Here is an 18,883-nt window from a genome sequence, read left to right on the forward strand (position 1 = left end):
ATGTCAAAAGCCCAACCGCTGCTGACGGTTGGGCCAAAGAGCGCAGTGTTAATCACGCCGGGCTAGGCGGCGTCGATCGCCTGTTTCAGGTCGGCGATAATATCGTCGGGATGCTCGATGCCGATCGACAGTCTGACATAGCCGGGCGTCACCCCGGTTCTCAATTGGTCTGCCTCGGACAGCTGCGAGTGGGTGGTAGTTGCTGGATGGATCGCCAGCGACCGCGCGTCACCAATGTTGGCGACGTGGTAGAGCAGTTGCAGCCCGTCGATAAAGCGACGGCCGGCCTTGCGTCCGTCCTTCAATTCAAAGCCGACCAATGCGCCATAGTGGCCGTTGCGCAGGTATTTTTCACCACGCGCCTTGGCTTCTCCATCCTGGAACTTCGGAAAGATCACCCGTGCCACCTTGGGGTGGGCGCGCAGGAAGTCCGCGACCTTGATGGCGTTTTCGCTGTGCTGGCGGATGCGCAGCGGCAAGGTTTCCAGCCCCTGGATGAATTGAAACGCATTCTGTGGACTGATCGCGGCGCCGAGGTCGCGCAGCAGAACGGCGCGGGCACGCAGGATATACGGATGAAAGTCGATCGTAGCGGCCTTTTCCAGCCATGTCTTGCCCTGATAGCTCGTATCCGGATCATGCAGATTGGGATGGCGTTCGGCATGTTCGTGCCACGGGAAGGCGCCGCTATCGATGATGGCGCCGCCGATAGAGGTGCCGTGCCCGCCGATATACTTCGTGGTGGAATAGACCACGATCGCCGCGCCGTGATCGAATGGCCGGATGGTCAAGGGCGCCGCCGTGTTGTCGACGATCAGCGGTATGCCGAACCGGCGGCCGATCTCGGCGACTTCGCCGATCGGGAAGACCTCGAGGCTCGGATTGGGAAGCGATTCCGCGTAGTAGGCACGCGTCCGGTCGTCGGTCGCCTTCGCAAATGCCTCCGGATCGGACGCGTCGACGAAACGCACCTGGATGCCGAAGCTTTTCATCGTTGAGGCAAAGAGCGCCCAGGTTCCGCCGTAGAGCCCAGCCGCGCTGACGATATTGTCGCCCGAGCGGGCGAGGTTAAGTACCGCAAACGCCGACGCCGCCTGGCCGGAGCCAAGCGCCAGCGCCGCCGCACCGCCCTCGATTTCAGCAAGGCGCTGCTCGAATGCGTCTTGCGTTGGGTTGGAGACGCGTGTGTAGAGATGTCCGGCAGCCTCAAGCGCAAACAGCTTGTCTGCACCATCGGTGCCCGGCAACTGGTAGGAGCTCGTCTGGTAGATCGGCACGGCGACAGCGCCGCTCACCGGATCGAAACGATAGCTGCCGCCATGAAGCGCCAGCGTTTCGGGCTGAAGCGACCGCGACGTATCGCGCAGGCCGCTCGGCGCCGTGATTTCGACTGCAGGTTCCTCAGGCTTTTGATGGATCGTCATGGATTGCTTCCTTCAGCTTTTGAGTGGTTGCAGTAGGATCGATCAGGCCGGCACCGGCGCCTTTAGCTGCTCGACAAGATCGGCATGGTGGGCGGCGGCGACGTCGGGGTGCGATCTGAGGCGTGATTTCAGGACATTGCGCCCGACCTCGTGGAACAGCGGGTTGAGCGGATCCTGCGTCACGCCGCGGACTTCGGCCGCAAGTTCGGTTGGCAGATCGAGAACCGGAATGGTGGAGGCGAGGTTGGCGCCGAGGAAGAAGGCGACCGACCGGCGATCGCCGCCGGCGGGCGGCGTGACGACGCGATGAATGTTGGCGAGCAGGTAGCCGTTCGATGCCAGTTCCAGCAGTTCGCCGACATTGATGACGAAGGTGCCGCGCTTCGGCGGCGCGTCGATCCAGCCACCCTTGCCGTCGTCGACCTGAAGGCCGCCGACTTCGTCCTGAAGCAGGATGGTGACGAAACCGCCGTCCTTGTGAGCGCCGACCCCCTGGTCGCTTTCGGTCTTGTCGCGGCCGGGATAGCGGATGATCTTCAGCAGCTGGTTGGGGCCGTCGCGATAGATCGGCTCGAACACATCGGCACGCTGTCCGAGCGCCTCGGCGAAAACCTCGATCAGTCGGATACCAAGCCGGGTCACCGCCTCGATCCAGGCGAGGATTGCCGGTTTCAGTTCGGGCAGGGCGTCCGGAAACTGATTGGGACCCACCAGCCGCCTCCACGGCGCATCGCTTGCCTTGTTCTCGAGGCGTGCGCGCTCAGGTCCAAAATCCACCTGCTCCCGCCAGTCCTGCGTTCCGCGGGTATATTCCAGACCGGCGCGGTTGTAGCCGCGAAAGTGCGGCGACTTGCGCATCTCGATCGCCAGCTTGTCCTGTTCCGGCAGGGCGAAGAAGCGCCTGGAGAGATCGAGGACGCCATCGATCTGCTCCTGGGGAATACCGTGACCTTCGAGATAGAAGAAGCCGACCGAGCGGGCGACGGAACGCAATTCTTCAAGCGCCGCCGCCCGCTCGGGGTGGCCCGCCGCAAAGCGTGTCAAATCGAGAACGGGCAAGGATGAGTTGGCGTCGGTCAATGGTGGCTCCTTCATTTTCTGTGCTGCGGCGCTCGGGCGGTGCCGTCATCACCTGTGTGAAGCGGAACCGCTGAAATGGCCGGTCGCAAATGGTGAGGGAAAGCCTACCTGTCGCAGTCATTTATTCAATATTGTCTATTGAAAATATAGACTAAAAATTGCGTCATAGGCGCAGAAGCATTTGGGCAACGACCGGCTCGCGAGAATTTCCATCCTGCTGCGGTTGGCCAAAGTATCTCCGCACGCCCGCCCTGACGCTGCATGGCCAGCATAAAGTTGCGATCGGCACGCGCAGGTCGCGACGGATATGCCGAAGCAAAGCGAAAATGCGACCTCGGTGACCGTGGAATGACGAGGGTGGCGCGGCTTTCGTCAGTCCGAATATTTGTCTGAATGGCGTGCCGGGGAGCCGCCAATCAAGGTTGCTCCCCGGTGGCTTCATTCAACGCAATGCAAAACCGCCGTCGGGGTAAAGCGTCGAACCGTTCATGAAACCGTTCTCCATGAGGTAAATGACGGTGCGCGCGACCTCGTCTGTGGTGCCGACCCGTTTCAGCAGTGCAGCTTCGCCGTAGCTGGAGAGCGACGCCTCCCTGATGGCGTCCGGTTGACGGCGCCACAGGTCGCTGTCGATCGTGCCAGGCGAGATGACATTCACCCGGATCGGCGCAAGCTCGACGGCAAGTGCCCGGCCAAGGCCTTCGATCGCGGCATTGCAGGCGCCGTACGCAGCACCCTCGGCCGCCGGCCTGACGCTGTAGGCGCCTGCCATCAAGGTGACGGACCCGTTGTTGTCCAGATACGGCAAGGCATGCCTGACCGCGTAATATTGCCCCCAGAACTTCGATCGGAAGGAGCTTTCGGCGACCTCGTCGGAAGCCTTGTCGATCGGTCCGCGCGAATAGGAAGCGTCTGGCGTAAAGGGGTGGTTGATAGGTCCGGATTGCTCGAAGAAGCGGCGCAGGGAGTCTTGATCGACGTTGTCGACCAGTACGGCGTGGCTGGCCGGATCAAGCCTGCTGGTTGCGCGCTGCAGCCTTTCCGGGTCGCGCCCGCCAATGACCACCTCCGCGCCAAGGTCGATCGCGCGCTCGGCAACGCGCAGACCGATGCCGGAACTGCCGCCGATGATTGCTACTCTCTGCTTTCTCATTCTGTCGGCTCCCTGAGATGTGAATGCCTGATCCGCACTATATCTGCGAACGCAAATCGCTTACGAGAGCACTTATCGCAGTACCTGCGATCCGCATTCTGGAGTGTGCCATGCTTCCCGGCGATCATCTCAGTGCCATCCGTGCGTTCATGCAGGCGTCGCGGTCCTCCAGCTTTTCCGAGGCGGCCGAGCGGCTCGGCCTTTCCACCTCGACGGTGGGCAAGGCGGTTTCCCGGCTCGAGGGGCAGCTGGGCGTACGCCTGTTCCACCGCAGCACGCGCCACCTGGCGCTGACGGAGGAGGGCAGGGTGTTCCTCGATGGGTGCGAGCGCGCGGTGGCGGAACTGGCAGCAGTCGAGGCAGCGCTTGCCTCGCGCATGGAGGAGCCGGCCGGTCGGCTCCGGGTGAGCTTGCCGGAGCTACTCGGCAGGCGCATTGCCGGGCCATGCCTGATCGCCTTGGCAGCCGACTATCCGAAGCTCGAACTCGACATTGCCTTCACCAACCGGCTCGTCGATCTGATCGAGGAGAACATCGATCTTTGCGTGCGTGTCGGCGAGCTTGCCGGCGGGAGTGACCTGATGGTCCGAAAGCTCGGTTTGCAGCGCCTGACGGTTTGCGGCGCGCCGGACTATCTGGCGAAGCACGGGACGCCGTCGCGCCCCTCGGAGCTTGCTGCGCATCTCTGCGTGACCCAATCGCGTGGGCCGGCGGCAGAGACCTGGCGGTTTGCCGAATCCGGACAGGCAAGGCATATCAGCGTGCGTAGCGCCCTCAGCATTGCGGATCATGCATTGACGGCGGACGCCGCCTGCCGTGGACATGGATTGGTGCAATTGCCGCGCTGGATTGTCGCCGATGAGATCGGCGTCGGTCGCCTCGTTCCCGTCCTCGAGGCCCATGCGCCGGCGCCTCTTCCGATTTATGCACTCTGGCCGCATCGGCTTGGCACGACCCCGCGCGTACGCCTTGCGGTCGACGCGCTGGTCGATCGGTTTCGCGATTTGTAGAACGGCGTGGCGGCAAACCGCCAGCGATACAGGTCGGCCCGCCTATTCTGACTTTCTAACTCGAGCGTCATTGTCTAGGTTTCGGCGATAAACGGGCCCAGGTCCCGTTGGGCAGATATTGAATGGCTGATACGTCCCACAAAGCGATCGACATCCAGCGAGACGAGCTTCTGCGGCGAATCGTGACCGCGGCCGAACCAATCGCGGTTCTGGACGCCGTTGCCGGCATGGGAAAGTCGACACTGTTGTCTCAGCTGGCGTCAAGGCTTCAATGTCGGATATGGCGCTCGGCACATCCTCCTGACGAGGACGACACCTTCGGCGAGGTGCTGCTCTGGGACGTGCCGCCGGACGTCCATGAGGCCGAATTGCCTGCCAGCTGGCGGGACGAGGGACGACGTATCGTCATTGCGAAACGGCCGCGAACCCGGCTCTGCGGTCTGGACCGGGCGATTGCGTATGGCAAGGCGCTCTGTCTCGGCGCTGGTGACCTCTGCTTGTCAGCCGGCGAACTCGAAGGGTCCTATGGCAAGATCGAGGCGGGCCGGCTCCTGGCCGAGACTGGAGGATGGCCGTTTCTGGTTGGGTTGCTGTCCCGGCAATCGCGAGACGAGGCGGCAGTCACCCGCTTTCTGGCAAACGATGTCCTGACCGACATGGAAGATGCCGAGCTCGTCCAGCTCAGCCTTGCCCGGCATCCTGCAAAGTCGACGGCCAGGGCGAAAGAAACTGTGCCCGCCTATCTGCAGGCAAGCGGCATCGGTGGCGCGCTTGCCGCAGCGCTTGACATGGTGCTGGCCGAGCGTCTCGAAGACAGCGCCCGCGTACCGGCGATCTCGGCGGCCTATTCCGCGCACGGCATGCAAACGGAAGCGATCCTTGTCCTGCAGCAGGCAGGGCTTCACGAACTGGCAGTCCGCGCTTTCGTCGCCGCTTTCGGGCGGTATTACATCTTCTTCCACGGATCGGAGGCGTTCGACCGGGTTCTCGCCGGGTTTCCGGCCGAGTTGGCCGCGCAGAACGAAGGCATCGTCACGGCGCTTGCCATGCAGGCGCTGAAGCGCGGCGAGGTCCTGCGCGCGCAGCGGCTGCTTGCCGATTGTTACGGATCGCGCGCCAACAATGTCCTGAAGGTTCTGAGCGACCGTGCTGCGTTCTCGGCCGCATTCCGCTCGTTTCGCCTCGTGATGCTCATCTACGAGGACGTCGTGCTTGGCGACGATCTGCTGGAGCAATCGACAACGCTGCTGTCTGAGTTTCCGCTGGGCGCCGATCTGGAACGCGGCAGCATCTACAATTCGATCCTGGAATTCTACATTCGCCGGCGGCGGTTCGCCGTCGCGCAGGACATCGCCGATCGAGCACTCTTCCATTATGAACGCGCCGGCGTGCCGCTCCTGTGCTTCTACATCAACCTGCATCAGGCAATGATGCATCTGATGAGCGGCGACGCCGTGCGCGCCCGCAAGAACGCGACCGATGCTGCTGAACAATTGTCGCGCGTGCCCTTTGACAGCCCGATGGACGCGCGCCTCCTGGCTCTGCTGCAGGCATGCGTCGAGTATGAGGACGGCAAGCCGGAGCCGCTCGCGCGCTTCCTGACCTCCGAGATGGATGATTTCTCGCATGGGGAGATCTGGCCGAGCCTGATCGAGTTCGCGCTGCAATACGGCAGCCAGGCGCTGAGCGAGCATTTTTCGATGATCGCCGCGCGAGGCTTCCTCGATCGCTGGCGCGCCTATCAGGTCTACAACAGGCAGTTTCGCCTGATGATCGAGGTCAGGGATGCCGTCATTCTTCAGAACGGCAACCGCTGGCAGGAAGCCGCGGAAAAGCTTGCGGCGGTGCAGGCCCGCATCAATCGAACCTGGGTGGAAGCGGCCGTCGATGAACTGACCCGTCTGCAGGACCGAGACGAGATTGCACTGGCTGTAGTCTGGCTACGCCATATCGTCTTCGAAATGCCGGGTCGCGTGCATCTCGACCGGCAGCTTGCGGCGCTGGCGAGCAACCTCAACCTGACGGGCCGTCAGCGATTGTGCATCGAGGTCTGGCAGGCCTATGTCGCCCGTCGCCGGCACAACCTCACCAGCGCGCGCGCCATTCTGCAAAAGACCTTCGAAAATGCGGCGCGGCTCGGCACTATTGCGCCGCTGTCGGAGGAGCGCCAGTTTCTGCGGGAGTTGACCGGCGACCGACGCATCAGCGACTTCCTGCAGACGACGCCCATGGCGCAACAGATCCTGCGGCGCCTGCGCGATACCGGCCTGCCCAATACGACGCTCGGCGAAAAGAGCGGGCTCACCCGGCGTGAAACGCGTCTGCTGCTGATGATCGCTGAGGGTGCCTCGAACAAGTCCATCGCCCATGCCCTGGGCTTGAGTGAAGCGACGGTGAAATCCCCCCTCGGCAATCTCTATCGCAAGCTCGGCTGCAACAGCCGGGGGGAAGCGATCACCGCCGCAAAGGCGCTCGGCGTCATTTCCTGACTAGGTTGCAGTCCGCGCGGCACGCGCATTCCTCCGTGCGGCTGAGATGAAAACCTATACCTTTCTTGTCAAAACCTAGCCTTTCAAGCCGTTGTGCAAATGACCCTTTCGGCTTGAAACTGCCCTCGACCGCAAAAAGCGGCAGACAGGCCGGACGCTAACCGGCCGAGGGGAAAGGGTTGCCAATGGGCAATTATTACGTCGCATTGTTTGCGCGGCGCGCGGTCGGCTTCCTCATGGTGCTGTTCGTGTTGTCGCTTATGATTTTCGTCCTCGCTCGCATCGTGCCGGGCGACCCGGCACGCATGGCGCTCGGTCCGAGCGCAACCCAGGAGCAGGTCGACCAGCTCCGCCAGCGCATGGGGCTCGATGAGCCGCTCATCACCCAATATGTCAGCTACGTCGGCCATGCGGTGACCGGCGACCTTGGGCGCTCGATCGTGTCCGACCGGGAGGTCAGCGCCGACATCGCCACCTTCCTGCCGGCGACGCTCGAGCTTGTGATCGTCACCATCGTCATCATCTTCGCAGTGGCCGTGCCGCTTGGCGTCTTGACGGCGCGTTACAGAAACAGCTGGATCGACAATAGCGGTCGCTTCTTCTCGCTCATCGGCGTCACCATACCGAGCTTTCTCTTCGCCGTGACCCTGCAGATCATCGCCGCGGACCACTTCCCCTCCTGGCCCACACTCGGCCGGGTCGACTTCCAGCTCGGCGCGCCCGCTGGCCCGACAGGCTTCCTGTTGGTCGACAGCCTGCTTTCCGGCCGCCCCGACGTGTTTCTGAGCGCGCTTCAGCATCTGGTCTTTCCGGCGCTGGCACTGGCAATGGCCGGCATCGGGCAGATCACCCGCATCACCCGCTCGGCAATGATCGACCATCAGCGCCGTGATCATGTGCTGACGCTTAAATCCTTCGGCGTGCCGGACCGCGTCATCGTGTTTCGCTATCTGCTGAAGCTTTCGTCGATCGCGCCATTGACGATCATGGGGCTCGAATTTGCCTCGCTGATCGGCAACGCCTTCGTCGTCGAAATGGTCTTCTCCTGGGGCGGCTTTGCCTCCTACGGTCTCGACGCCATCCTGCAGAAGGACCTCAATGCCGTCATGGCCGTGGTCCTCGTCTCGGGCATTTTCTTCATCGCCGCCAATCTCGTCATCGACCTGATCATCAGCATCCTTGATCCGCGGCTTCGCTTCAAGGAGGCCCGCTGATGCAGGATATGACCCGCTTGTCCGCCGGCTACATGACCTGGTACCGGTTCAGCCGAAACCCAGCCGCCGTCATCGGCGCGCTCATTGTGCTCTCGGTCATTGTCATGGCCGTCTTCGCACCTCTGATCGCGCGTTTTCCCGAGCATGTCGGCGCCGTCGTCGACTTCCGCAACCGCCATATGCCGCCGGATGTCGACAACTGGTTCGGCACCGACAAGGCTGGCCGCGACATCTTCTCGCGTACCGTCTTCGGTTTTCGCGTGTCGCTGCTGCTCGTCATCGGCGTGCTCGGCGTGGCGGTGCCGATAGGCTCGGCGCTGGGCATGATCGCCGGTTATGCCGGCGGCCTGACCGAACGGCTCCTGACCGGCTTCACGGACATCATGCTGGCAATCCCGCCGCTGGTGATGGCGCTCGCCATCGGCAACGTGCTCGAGCCCAACCTGGTCAATGCCATGCTCGCGATCACGCTGCTCTGGTGGACCTGGCACGCGCGCCTTGTCTATCGCGTCACGAAGTCGATCGCGGCGGAAGACTATATCGAGGCAGCGCGGCTCGCCGGCGCCAGCCACTTTCATATCCTTGCCAAGGAGATCCTGCCGAACTGCATCTCGGTTATCTCGGTCAAGACCACGCTCGACGCCGCCTTCGTCATCCTCTTCGGCGCGACGCTCTCCTTCCTCGGCCTCGGCGTGAAGCCGCCGACACCGGACCTCGGCTCGATGGTCGCCGACGGCCGGCAGTTCCTGCCGGAAAAGTGGTGGGAGGTGCTGGCCCCCGGCTTTGCCATCTTCTACGCCACGCTCGGCTTCAACCTGCTCGGCGACGGGCTGCGCGACATGTTCGATGTGGAGGCCTGAGACCATGAGCCATCCTCTCCTCAAGGTCGAAGACCTCAATATCGCCTTCACCACCTACGGCCGCCGCCAGCATATCCTGAAGGATGTTTCCTTCCAGATCGGCAGGGGCGAGCGGGTGGCGCTGATCGGCGAGACCGGTTCGGGCAAGTCGGTCACCTCAAAGGCGATCCTCGGCACGCTTCCGGACAATGCCCGCATCGAAAGCGGCAACATCGAATATGACGGCAGGCGGGTGCTCGATATGCCCGGCCGCGAGCGCGAGGCGCTGAAAGGCACGGCGTTCTCGATCATCATGCAGGACCCATTGTCGTCATTCAATCCGGTCTTCCGGATCGGCCGGCACCTCGACGATGTGATGTTTTATGCCGATCGGCGCGAGGGTGTGCGCAGCTCGGCGAAAGACCGCAAGCAGCGCATCTTCGACGTCCTGCGCCGCGTACAGCTCCAGGATCCGGAGCGGGTGTTCGACGCCTATCCCTCGCAACTTTCTGGCGGCATGCGCCAGCGCGTGCTGATCGGCCTTGCGCTGCTGCACCAGCCGCAACTGCTGATCGCCGATGAACCCGGCACGGCGCTCGACGTGACCACGCAGGACGAGATCCTCAAGCTGATCAATCGCCTGGTCGACAGCGAGGGACTTTCCCTGCTGATGATCACCCATAACCTTGGTGTTGTCCGGCAAACCGCCGATCGCGTCTTCGTCATGCGTCATGGCGAGATCGTCGAAAGCGGCAACTTGCGCCAGATCTTCCAGGCGCCGCAGCAGCGCTACACGATCGATCTGATCGATGCGATCCCGCCGCTTTATGGACCGAAGGTGGTCGATCAGCCGGTTTCGTCGAATGCGCCGATCATCAGACTTGAAGCGGCCGGCAAGGTCTATGTCGAAAAGCCGTTCCTCGGCCGCATGAAGCGTCACGAGGCGGTCAAGCCGGTGACGCTGTCGGTGCCTGAGGGCGAGATCTTCGGGCTTGCGGGCGAATCCGGCTCCGGCAAGACGACGATTGCCCGCATGGTGATGGGGCTGATTGCGCCGAGTTCCGGGACGATCAGCGTCGGCTCGCCGGCGCAAGCAAGAGCATCGCAGCGGCTAACCCAGATCGTCTACCAGAATCCCGGCACGTCGCTGAACCCCAAGCGCACGGTGACGCAGACCTTGGCGGTCCCGCTCAGCCATGTCGGCCTGCGCGGCAAGGCGGCGACGGCCCGGATGGAAGAGCTGATGGCGCTGGTCAACCTGCCGTCCGCCTACCTCTCGAAATATCCGCACGAGCTTTCAGGTGGGCAGAAGCAGCGCGTGGCAATCGCCCGGGCGCTTGCGGCCGAACCGAAGATCATCGTGCTCGACGAGCCGACGTCGGCGCTCGACGTCTCCGTTCAGAAGCAGGTGATCGCCCTGCTGCAGCGCCTGCGTGACGAGCTTGGGCTGACCTATTTCTTCATCTCCCACGACCTTTCGCTGATGCGCAATTTCTGCAGCCGCATCGCCATCATGCTGAAGGGCGAGATCGTCGAGGAGGGGCGAACGGCGGATGTCTTTGCCGATCCCCGCCATCCCTACACCCGTGCGCTCATCTCGGCGATCCCGGTGATGAGCGACGAGGAGGAAGCATTGAAACCCACTGTAAGCGTCGAGGAGAGAGCGCGCTTTCTGGTGAGATCAACGGCCTGAGGCCGAACGAGGAAACAGGGCCGAAGGCCCGCCAACAAGGAGACTGTCCGTGTACCGATTGGGAATAGATGTCGGGGGTACGAACACCGACGCCGTCATCATGGAAGGACGGCACGTCCTGTCGGGCGTCAAGGCGTCGACGACGGAAGACGTGACGACAGGTGTCATCGAGGCGCTGGAGGGTGCGATCGCCAAGGCCGGTATCGATCGGTCCAAGATCAGCACCGTGATGATCGGCACGACGCATTTCACCAATGCGGTGATCGAGCGCAAGCACATCAACCACGTCGCCGCCATCCGGCTCGGCCTGCCGGCGACCGCCTGCCTGCCGCCGATGGTCGACTGGCCGAACGATCTTGCCGAGGCCGTCGGCCATCACACCTACCTGGTGCGCGGCGGCTACGAATTCGACGGCCGTGCCATCGCGCCGCTCGATGAAGAGGAGCTGGTCCGCATTGCCGCCGACATCCGCCTCAAGAATGTCAAGGCGGCGGCCATCACCTGCGTCTTCAGCCCGATCAATGCCGAGATGGAGCAGCGCGCCAAGGCTGTCATCGAGAAGCATTGCCCCGGCCTCCCGATCGTCGTTTCCGGCGATATCGGCCGCATTGGCCTCCTGGAGCGCGAAAGCGCCGCCATCATGAACGCAAGCCTGCTGTCGCTTGCGGCCAAGACGGTGGATGCCTTCGCCAAGGCGCTGAAAGACGCCGGGCTTTCCTGCCCGTTCTTCATCACCCAGAACGACGGCACGCTGATGGCGGCAGCCACCGTCAGAAGTTTTCCGGTCCTAACCTTCGCCTCCGGCCCGACCAACTCGATGCGCGGCGCGGCGTTCCTGACCGGCCGCAAGGAAGCGATCGTCGTCGACATCGGCGGCACGACCTCCGACGTCGGCGCGCTGCACCACGGCTTTCCCCGCCAGGCGGCGACCATTGTCGACGTTGGCGGTGTGCGCACCAACTTCCGCATGCCCGACGTTTTCTCGATCGGTCTCGGCGGCGGCTCGCTGGTGCGCGAGCTCGCCAATGGCGAGGTGACGGTCGGTCCGCAATCAGTCGGCTATCGCATCGCCAAGGATGCTTTGGTCTTCGGCGGCCAGACCCTGACGACGACGGATATCGCCGTCGCACTCGGCAAGGCCGATATCGGCGATGCGTCGAAGGTCGCGCATCTCGATCGGACGCTGGCCGAAAAGGCCCATGCCAGGATCGTGCAGATGCTTGAGAACTCGGTCGAACGCAGCCGCGTCTCGGCCGATCCGATCCCTGTCATCGCCGTCGGAGGCGGCTCGATCCTGATGCCGGACAGGCTTGGAGATCTGGACGTCATCCGCCCTGAGAACTTCGCCGTTGCCAACGCCGTCGGTGCGGCCATCGCTCAGATCAGCGGCGAAGTCGATCGCGTCTTTGCGCTTGAAAAGGGCCTGACCCGCGAAATCTGCCTGAAGCAGGCAGAGCAGGAAGCGACGGAACGTGCGCTTTCGGCCGGCGCCATTGCCGAAACCATTCAGGTGATCGAGCGGGAAGACGTGCCGCTTGCCTATCTGCCGGGCAATGCCACCCGCATCCACGTCAAGGTCGTCGGCGAGATGGGAGGCTTCCATGGCTGAGCGTGCATTGAAGGCCCTGAACTACGATCCGTCCGATCTCTGGGTGCTCGACGAAGAGGATCTGGAGGCGCTGGAAATCGGCGCCGGCATTCTCGGCACCGGCGGCGGCGGCAACCCCTATATCGGCAAGCTGCGGGCGCGGCTCGCGATGCGCAGCGGCTACAACCTGTCGATCCTGCCGCTCGACCGGCTGGCGGACGACGCGCGCTGCATCTCGCTCGGTGGGATCGGCGCACCGGTCGTCGCCTATGAGCGACTGAAGGAAGGGCGCGAAGGTTTGCGTTGCGTGCGCGCACTCGAAGAGCATCTCGGAATCGCAATTGACGCCATTGTCTGCGAGGAAATTGGCGGTGCGAACTCGATGGAGCCGTTGATCGCGGCCGCCTTCGCCGGCCTGCCCGTTGTCGATTGCGACGGCATGGGGCGCGCTTTCCCGGAAATGCAGATGACCACCTTCTCGATCTACGGTCACCGCTCGACCCCCAGCGTCATGTGCGATCTGCACGGCAATGTCGTCCTGTTCCAGCATGCGGCATCCGAACTCTGGCACGAGCGCATGGCGCGTGCCTGCGTCGTCTCGCAAGGCGGCGCCTCGACGCTTGCCTCGGCGCCGATGACGGGGGCCTTCCTCAAGAAGTACTCGATCCCGCATTCCTACACCCAGGCGGTCTCACTCGGACGCGCGGTGCTGAAGGCGCGGCGTGAGCACGCCGATCCCGTGGCGGCCATCTGCGCCCAGGAAAACGGCCGTCAGGTCTTTTCCGGCAAGATCGTCGATCTCGAACGCCACCTGCGTGGCGGTTTCGTCATCGGTGAGGCCAAGCTTGCCGGCATCGACGCCTTCAACGGCGATACCGCCTCGGTGATGATCCAGAACGAAAACCTTGTCTTCAGCCGCAATGGCGAGGTCGAAGTGTCGGTGCCGGATCTGATCATCGTTCTGGATGTCGACAGCGGCAACGCAATCACCACCGAAATGCTGCGCTACGGCCAACGGGTCGCGATCGTGGCGTTGCCGTGCCACTCCTTGCTGCGCTCGACCGCGGCACTTGAGGTTGTCGGCCCGAAAGCCTTCGGCTTCGACGACATCACCTTCCGGCCGATCGAGGAGATGCAGCCATGACCGAGCAGCTTATTACCGCTGCCGACATGGAGGCGATCGCCATCGGCGGTGCCTATCTCGGCACCGGCGGCGGTGGCGATCCCTATATCGGCAAGCTGATGGCCAGGACCGCGATCGAGGCGAATGGCCCTGTCCGTGTGGTCCAGCCCGAAGCTGTTGCCGATGACGCGCTTTGTGTTCCCGTCTTCATGATGGGGGCGCCGACGGTGATGGTGGAGAAGCTGCCGCGCGGTGACGAAGCGCTAGAGGCGCTGCACCAGCTTGAGAGGTTTCTCGGGCGCAAGGCCGATGCCCTGATCTGCGTGGAGGCCGGCGGTCTGAACTCGACCATCCCGTTTGCAGTGGCCGCCGCAACGGGCCTGCCGCTCATCGACGGCGACGGCATGGGCCGGGCTTTCCCTGAGTTGCAGATGGTGAGCTTCACCATGCATGACATCAGCGCCACGCCGCTGGTTCATGCCGACGACAAGGGCAACAGCTCGATCATCAATGCGGTCTCGAACCTGTGGACCGAACGCTTGGCTCGCGTCCAGGCGATCCAGATGGGCGGTGCCAGCCTTGTGGCTGCCTATCCGATGACCGGGGCGCAGATGAAGGCAGGGATCCTGCGCGGCACGCTCAGTCTCATTAAGGGCATCGGCGAGACGATTGCCGCCGAGCGCGCCGCCAAGCGCCACCCCGGTATCGAGCTTCGCGAGCAGTTCGATGGGCGGCATCTGTTCACCGGCCGGGTCGTCGACGTCGACCGGGCGACGACCGGCGGTTTTGCGCGGGGCAGGGCCGTGCTCAAGGGAATCGACGGCTTTGCTGGCCGCACGTTCGAAGTCGCGTTCCAGAACGAGTTTCTGGTCGCCCGTAGCGACGGCGGACAGGTCATCGCGTCCACGCCGGATCTCATCTGCGCGCTCGACGCCGATGGCGGACTGCCGGTCACGACCGAACAACTGCGTTACGGCCTGACGGTCGAATTCACCGGGCTTCCGTGCGATCGCCAGTGGCGGACGGCGAAGGGGCTCGAACTCGCTGGCCCCGGATACTTTGGTTACGACCACGCCTACGAACCGGTCGAGGCGCTCAATCCGGCCGCCTGACGGCGACCGCACCCAAAGCAATGAAAATCAACGACAATCAACGAAAAGGGAACTGAGACATGAAGAGAACACTCATCACAGGGCTGCTTCTGGGGCTGGTGCAGACGACGGCACTCACCGCCCCGGCCGCGGCTCAGGAGAAGGTGTCGATCGTCGTCAACGCGACGCAGGAATTCGGCACCATCGATCCCGGCAAGATCAACGACTACACCGAATACATGGCGGCCGTGAACCTCTATTCGGGCCTGACGACCGTGAACCCGGACGGTTCCGTGGTGCCGGAACTTGCCGAAAGCTGGAGCGTTTCCGACGACGACAAGACCTATACCTTCAAGCTGAAGGAAGGTACGACATTTCAGGATGGTACGCCGGTCAAGGCCTCCGATGTCGTCTACACCGTCAAGCGCCTGCTCGCGATCAACGAAGGTCCATCCTACCTCTTCACCGATATCGTCGATCCGGCCAAACTGAAAGTCGTCGATGACAGGACCGTCGAGATCGGGCTGAAGAAAGTCTACGCACCGTTCATCAGCAACACGCCGCTGATCCTCGTTCTCAACGAAAAGCTGATCCGGGAAAACAGCAAGGAGGAATGGGGCACGGACTACCTGACGGATCATCCGGCCGGCGCTGGGCCTTACATGCTGTCATCCTGGCAGCGCGCCTCGCAGATGGTCGTCAATCGCTACGAGGGCTATCACGGCGGCTGGACCAAGGGTAAGCCGATCGACGAGATCCGTTTCGTCATCACCCATGACGAAGCAACGGTGAAGGCGCTTGCGGCAAAGGGCGAACTCGGCATGTCGGCACGCGCTCAGGCGAACGAGACCTTCGAGGCGATCGAGAAGATGCCGGGCTACAAGATCTTGCGCGGCACGACGGCGACCGGCTTCTACATCAAGATGAACACCAAAATCCCACCGACCGACGATATTCACGTCAGGCGTGCGATAGCGCTTGCAACCGACTACGAGACGGTGCGCAACGTCATACATCCGGGCGAGCCGATGAACGGACCTTTGGCATCCGTGTTCAAGGATGCCTATCTCAACGACCTGCCCGCACCGGAGTACAACCTGGAGAAGGCGAAGGAAGAGCTTGCCAAGTCGAAATATGCCGGCAAGGGGCCGATCAAACTCAGCCACACCTACGTCACGGGTCTGGCCTTCGAAGAAGACATCGCGCTCTTGATGCAGGCCAATCTCGAACAGATCGGCATCGAGCTCGACATCAAGCCGGAGCCTTGGAACCGCATCACCGAACTGGCCGCCAAGGTGGAGACGACGCCTGCGACCACCCAGGTCTTCTACGGCCCGACGTATCCGTCGCCCGACAGCGTCTTCTACGTGCAGTATCACTCCAAGGCGAAAGGCACCTGGGCCTCTATGGAGTGGCTGCAGGATCCGGAAGTCGATACCTTGATCGACAAGTCACGCGAGACGCTGGATGCCAGAGCGCAGAATGACCTTTACAAGGAGATCCAACGCAAGGTCACCGAGGCGCAGGCTGATGTGTTCCTGACGGTGGAGTCCCAACGTTACGCGGCAAGCAAATGCTTGCAGGGTTACGCCTACATCCCGATGCAAAGCTGGGACCTGAACTTCTCGCGCTTCTGGTGGGATTGCCAAGCCGACTAACGCATGTCGCCCGACGTGTGCAGCGGTTTCGGGAAAACGGCATGCGAAAAAGCCAAGACCTGAAGCAGGTTACATGAATCCGTTCGGGTGCAGCGTACTTTAAATGGAAAGCCCTGCTTTGCGGGAGCGCAAAGCAGGGCCCTTTCTGTGCCACCGGCGAAATTGATATCGACCCCGCCTGCTCAGCAGTTTCCGAGGCTGGCGCGGCTCATGAGTTCGTTGGTCAGCAGTGCGGTCTTGTCGCCGCATTCCTCGACTTCCTTGAGCAGAGCGGCAAGCGCCAGCTCGAGGCAATATTGAACGCCTTCGATATTCAGTGTGCGCGAAGAATCGCGTGCGTAGGTGACAAGGCGGGCCAGCGCCAGCAGCTCCTTTTCCTTGTCTTCAGGTTCAAAGGACATGGCGATCGAAGATTGCATGATTTTCCCCAGTTCCCTGCGGATCAGCGCGATCCACTTCAACATGTCAAATCATAGCGTGACTTTTTGTCAGCGCGCGTGACACGAGCGTGACACACGTTGCATGGGAAATTCGTACGCTTAAGATGAAGCGGCAAGTTGATTGAGCAACCGCTTCCAAAGGCTTGTAGAATTGAATGCCCAGCCTTCCGGCGTCGCTCGCCGCCGGTCAGGGGCAGAGCAAATGGTATCGAGCAGTTCCAGGGCGTCGAGGCGCTTCTGGTTGATCGCCCCGCCCGCCAGAAGCGCTTCCATCCGTTTGTGATCAGTGCCTTCTGGAAGCTTTGCACGCGCCACGATCGTCGGCCAGCGGCGCTGCTTGTAAAAGATCTCGGCCGCCGCCATCCGCAGTTGTGCGGCAGAGGCGGCGTCGATCTGTTGACGCGCGTGCAAATCCTCAAGCGTCGCCACGACATTGACCAGCGGCAGGGTCAAAGGCAGATAACCCAGTTCCGCAGGGCCGTGCAGAAGGGCGACATCGGCATCGTCATCAAGCTCGCCTGCCGCATATTGCCGATAGATCCTGCCGATGCCGATCATGCCGAAGGCTGCGCATTCGGCGGCGCGAAGCGCGCCCATGCTGGCCGCGCCGTAGACGCCCACACCTTGGGAAAGCGCAAACAGGATCTCCTTGTGCCAGACGGGCGCTACCTGTTCGAAGTGGCCGTCAACGAGCCCGATGACAGTTGCGCCGTCCTGCGTGGCTCGCAAGATGTCGCCTTGCACGGCCGGCGGTCGCAGCTCGATGTCGGTGCCGACAAGCGCTTGCGCGTCCGGCAAGGTCGGCCCGGCAAAGAGGATCTTCATGCGATCTCCAGGGCGTGCGACAGTGCCCGTGCGCCGAAACGGCGCTTGCGTGCTCCATCAGGATTTTCGAGTTCCGGCACGAAGACCTTGACCACGGAAAACGGTAGCGGCTCGGCGAGCAGCGGAACCGCAACCACGGTGGAGATGCCGGCGCGCATGAGGGCTTCAATGACGTGCGCGAGCAAAGCGTTTTCGCCCTTGCCTGCAGCCCAGGCAAGTGGGTTTCGGGTGCAAGGCGAGGCCTCGAACAGTTGCTGTGTCTCGCGCGGCAGCCTGCGGGTGAAGGTTTCCGGAAAAACGTCGTCGCGCGCGCCGCTGATATAGGTGAGGCGCGACTGCGCGGCCTCGGTAATGGCCCGGATCGCGGCGCATCGCGGATCGGGATGGGCGCCATGCCCGATGGTGACGTCATGGTAGCGCGGCTCTTTGGCGTCGCGGATGCCGGCATCCGCGATAACGGCGGACAGGCAGGGAATGCCGATGTCGCTTGTCATGTCGAACAGGCGAAGCGTCAGGCCCGCGGTGGCGATCCGGCTTGTCATGTCGTTAATGATGGGATCGTCGAACAGATCCGCGTCGATGCAGGTGCGCAGTCGCGCCGTCAGGGGCAGTAGTCGCCACAAGGTTTCGGCATCGCGTTCGATCCGCTCCAGCAGGCCGTGCAGAACCGCCTCGCCTTCGGTGTTGCCGGAGGCAAGCCCGTCCGACGATTGCCAGTAGCGGCAGCGCTCAAGTGTGCGGTCGAGCAGTGCGGCATGAAACGGTACGAATGTCGTTTGCTGACGGAGAAGATCGACACCGCGCAGCCACGCCGTCGGTTCGGCATCGCTAAGGTCGGCCTCGCCCGCTGCCACAAGGCCGGGAAGGGTGAGCGCTCGTTCGCCCTTTTCCAATAGTGTACGTCGCGTCGCGTGCACTATTGGTGCTGACGGGTTGCAGGCGACCGCGCGCTCCAGCGCTTCCATCGCCGCCGATACCTTTGCGCCGATATCGGTGATGCCTTTGCCCTGGTTGATGACGATCGACTTCGCATTTGGCGAAACCGCGTTCCACACGGGTATGCCGATGCTGTCGAGCCCGGTCAGACGGGCAAGCCGGCTGATGCCGAAAGCGGGCAACAGAGGAGCGACGCGCGCGAAGGTCTCTTCGGGCGCGCAGACACGGTCGGAGTAATGATCTGCAGTGAAAGGATTGCCTGAAATCGGGCGGCTTTCGCTCGCCCGATCTGGATGTGTGGCCGAAACCATGCGCTAGCG

At 62.7% G+C, this 18,883-nt stretch carries 15 protein-coding genes; 9 read left to right on the forward strand and 6 right to left on the reverse strand.

The features are described 5' to 3' along the window. Positions 1–62: 62 nt before the first annotated feature. The 3 genes from AC244_RS30785 to AC244_RS30795 all read right to left on the reverse strand — a co-directional run bounded on the left by AC244_RS30785 (position 63) and on the right by AC244_RS30795 (position 3,657). Positions 63–1,424, reverse strand: a complete 1,362-nt coding sequence (locus AC244_RS30785) for an O-acetylhomoserine aminocarboxypropyltransferase/cysteine synthase family protein (RefSeq protein WP_082367279.1) — start codon at positions 1,422–1,424, stop codon at positions 63–65. Between the two features lie 42 nt (positions 1,425–1,466). Further along, entirely contained in the window at positions 1,467–2,519 is a 1,053-nt protein-coding gene (locus AC244_RS30790) for an isopenicillin N synthase family dioxygenase (RefSeq protein ID WP_053252632.1), read from the reverse strand. 427 nt (positions 2,520–2,946) lie between these two features. Beyond that, positions 2,947–3,657: an SDR family oxidoreductase gene (locus AC244_RS30795; protein WP_053252633.1), complete on the reverse strand. Its 711-nt coding sequence runs from the start codon at positions 3,655–3,657 to the stop codon at positions 2,947–2,949. Between the two features lie 110 nt (positions 3,658–3,767). Between AC244_RS30795 and AC244_RS30800 the strand changes: the two genes are divergently transcribed. The 9 genes from AC244_RS30800 to AC244_RS30840 all read left to right on the forward strand — a co-directional run bounded on the left by AC244_RS30800 (position 3,768) and on the right by AC244_RS30840 (position 16,362). Continuing rightward, on the forward strand, positions 3,768–4,667 hold the full coding sequence (locus AC244_RS30800) for a LysR family transcriptional regulator (protein ID WP_063934176.1): 900 nt from the start codon (positions 3,768–3,770) through the stop codon (positions 4,665–4,667). A 122-nt stretch (positions 4,668–4,789) separates the two neighbouring features. Continuing rightward, a complete protein-coding gene (locus tag AC244_RS30805) occupies positions 4,790–7,156 on the forward strand; it encodes a helix-turn-helix transcriptional regulator (RefSeq protein WP_053252635.1) in 2,367 nt (788 codons plus the stop codon). Between the two features lie 185 nt (positions 7,157–7,341). Next, positions 7,342–8,370 carry an ABC transporter permease gene (locus AC244_RS30810; protein WP_053252636.1) on the forward strand — a complete coding sequence of 343 codons (1,029 nt, stop codon included), beginning with the start codon at positions 7,342–7,344 and terminating at the stop codon, positions 8,368–8,370. After that, on the forward strand, positions 8,370–9,230 hold the full coding sequence (locus AC244_RS30815; protein WP_053252637.1) for an ABC transporter permease: 861 nt from the start codon (positions 8,370–8,372) through the stop codon (positions 9,228–9,230). Before AC244_RS30810 ends, AC244_RS30815 begins: the two co-directional genes overlap by 1 nt. Positions 9,231–9,234: 4 nt before the next feature. Continuing rightward, positions 9,235–10,902 carry a nickel ABC transporter ATP-binding protein NikE gene (gene nikE / locus AC244_RS30820; RefSeq protein WP_053252638.1) on the forward strand — a complete coding sequence of 556 codons (1,668 nt, stop codon included), beginning with the start codon at positions 9,235–9,237 and terminating at the stop codon, positions 10,900–10,902. 49 nt (positions 10,903–10,951) lie between these two features. Next, complete coding sequence (locus AC244_RS30825) at positions 10,952–12,511, forward strand: hydantoinase/oxoprolinase N-terminal domain-containing protein (protein WP_053252639.1); 1,560 nt, start codon at positions 10,952–10,954, stop codon at positions 12,509–12,511. Continuing rightward, a complete protein-coding gene (locus tag AC244_RS30830) occupies positions 12,504–13,634 on the forward strand; it encodes a DUF917 domain-containing protein (RefSeq protein WP_053252640.1) in 1,131 nt (376 codons plus the stop codon). Before AC244_RS30825 ends, AC244_RS30830 begins: the two co-directional genes overlap by 8 nt. Further along, positions 13,631–14,725 (forward strand): DUF917 domain-containing protein, encoded by a 1,095-nt coding sequence (locus tag AC244_RS30835; protein ID WP_053252641.1) that lies wholly within the window; start codon positions 13,631–13,633, stop codon positions 14,723–14,725. The genes AC244_RS30830 and AC244_RS30835 overlap by 4 nt, the downstream gene beginning before the upstream one ends. Before the next feature lie 59 nt (positions 14,726–14,784). Beyond that, a complete protein-coding gene (locus AC244_RS30840) occupies positions 14,785–16,362 on the forward strand; it encodes an ABC transporter substrate-binding protein (RefSeq protein WP_053252642.1) in 1,578 nt (525 codons plus the stop codon). Between the two features lie 182 nt (positions 16,363–16,544). On the opposite strand, the gene AC244_RS30845 is transcribed toward AC244_RS30840, so the two are convergent. The 3 genes from AC244_RS30845 to AC244_RS30855 all read right to left on the reverse strand — a co-directional run bounded on the left by AC244_RS30845 (position 16,545) and on the right by AC244_RS30855 (position 18,874). Further along, positions 16,545–16,781, reverse strand: coding sequence for a hypothetical protein (locus AC244_RS30845; protein ID WP_063934177.1), 237 nt, complete (start codon positions 16,779–16,781; stop codon positions 16,545–16,547). Between the two features lie 120 nt (positions 16,782–16,901). Continuing rightward, positions 16,902–17,627 (reverse strand): TfuA-like protein, encoded by a 726-nt coding sequence (locus AC244_RS30850; protein WP_053252644.1) that lies wholly within the window; start codon positions 17,625–17,627, stop codon positions 16,902–16,904. Further along, entirely contained in the window at positions 17,624–18,874 is a 1,251-nt protein-coding gene (locus AC244_RS30855; protein WP_082367281.1) for a YcaO-like family protein, read from the reverse strand. Before AC244_RS30855 ends, AC244_RS30850 begins: the two co-directional genes overlap by 4 nt. Positions 18,875–18,883 lie beyond the last annotated feature (9 nt).

The organism is Ensifer adhaerens (genome assembly GCF_001270265.1).
Taxonomy (GTDB): Bacteria; Pseudomonadota; Alphaproteobacteria; order Rhizobiales; family Rhizobiaceae; genus Ensifer; species Ensifer adhaerens_B.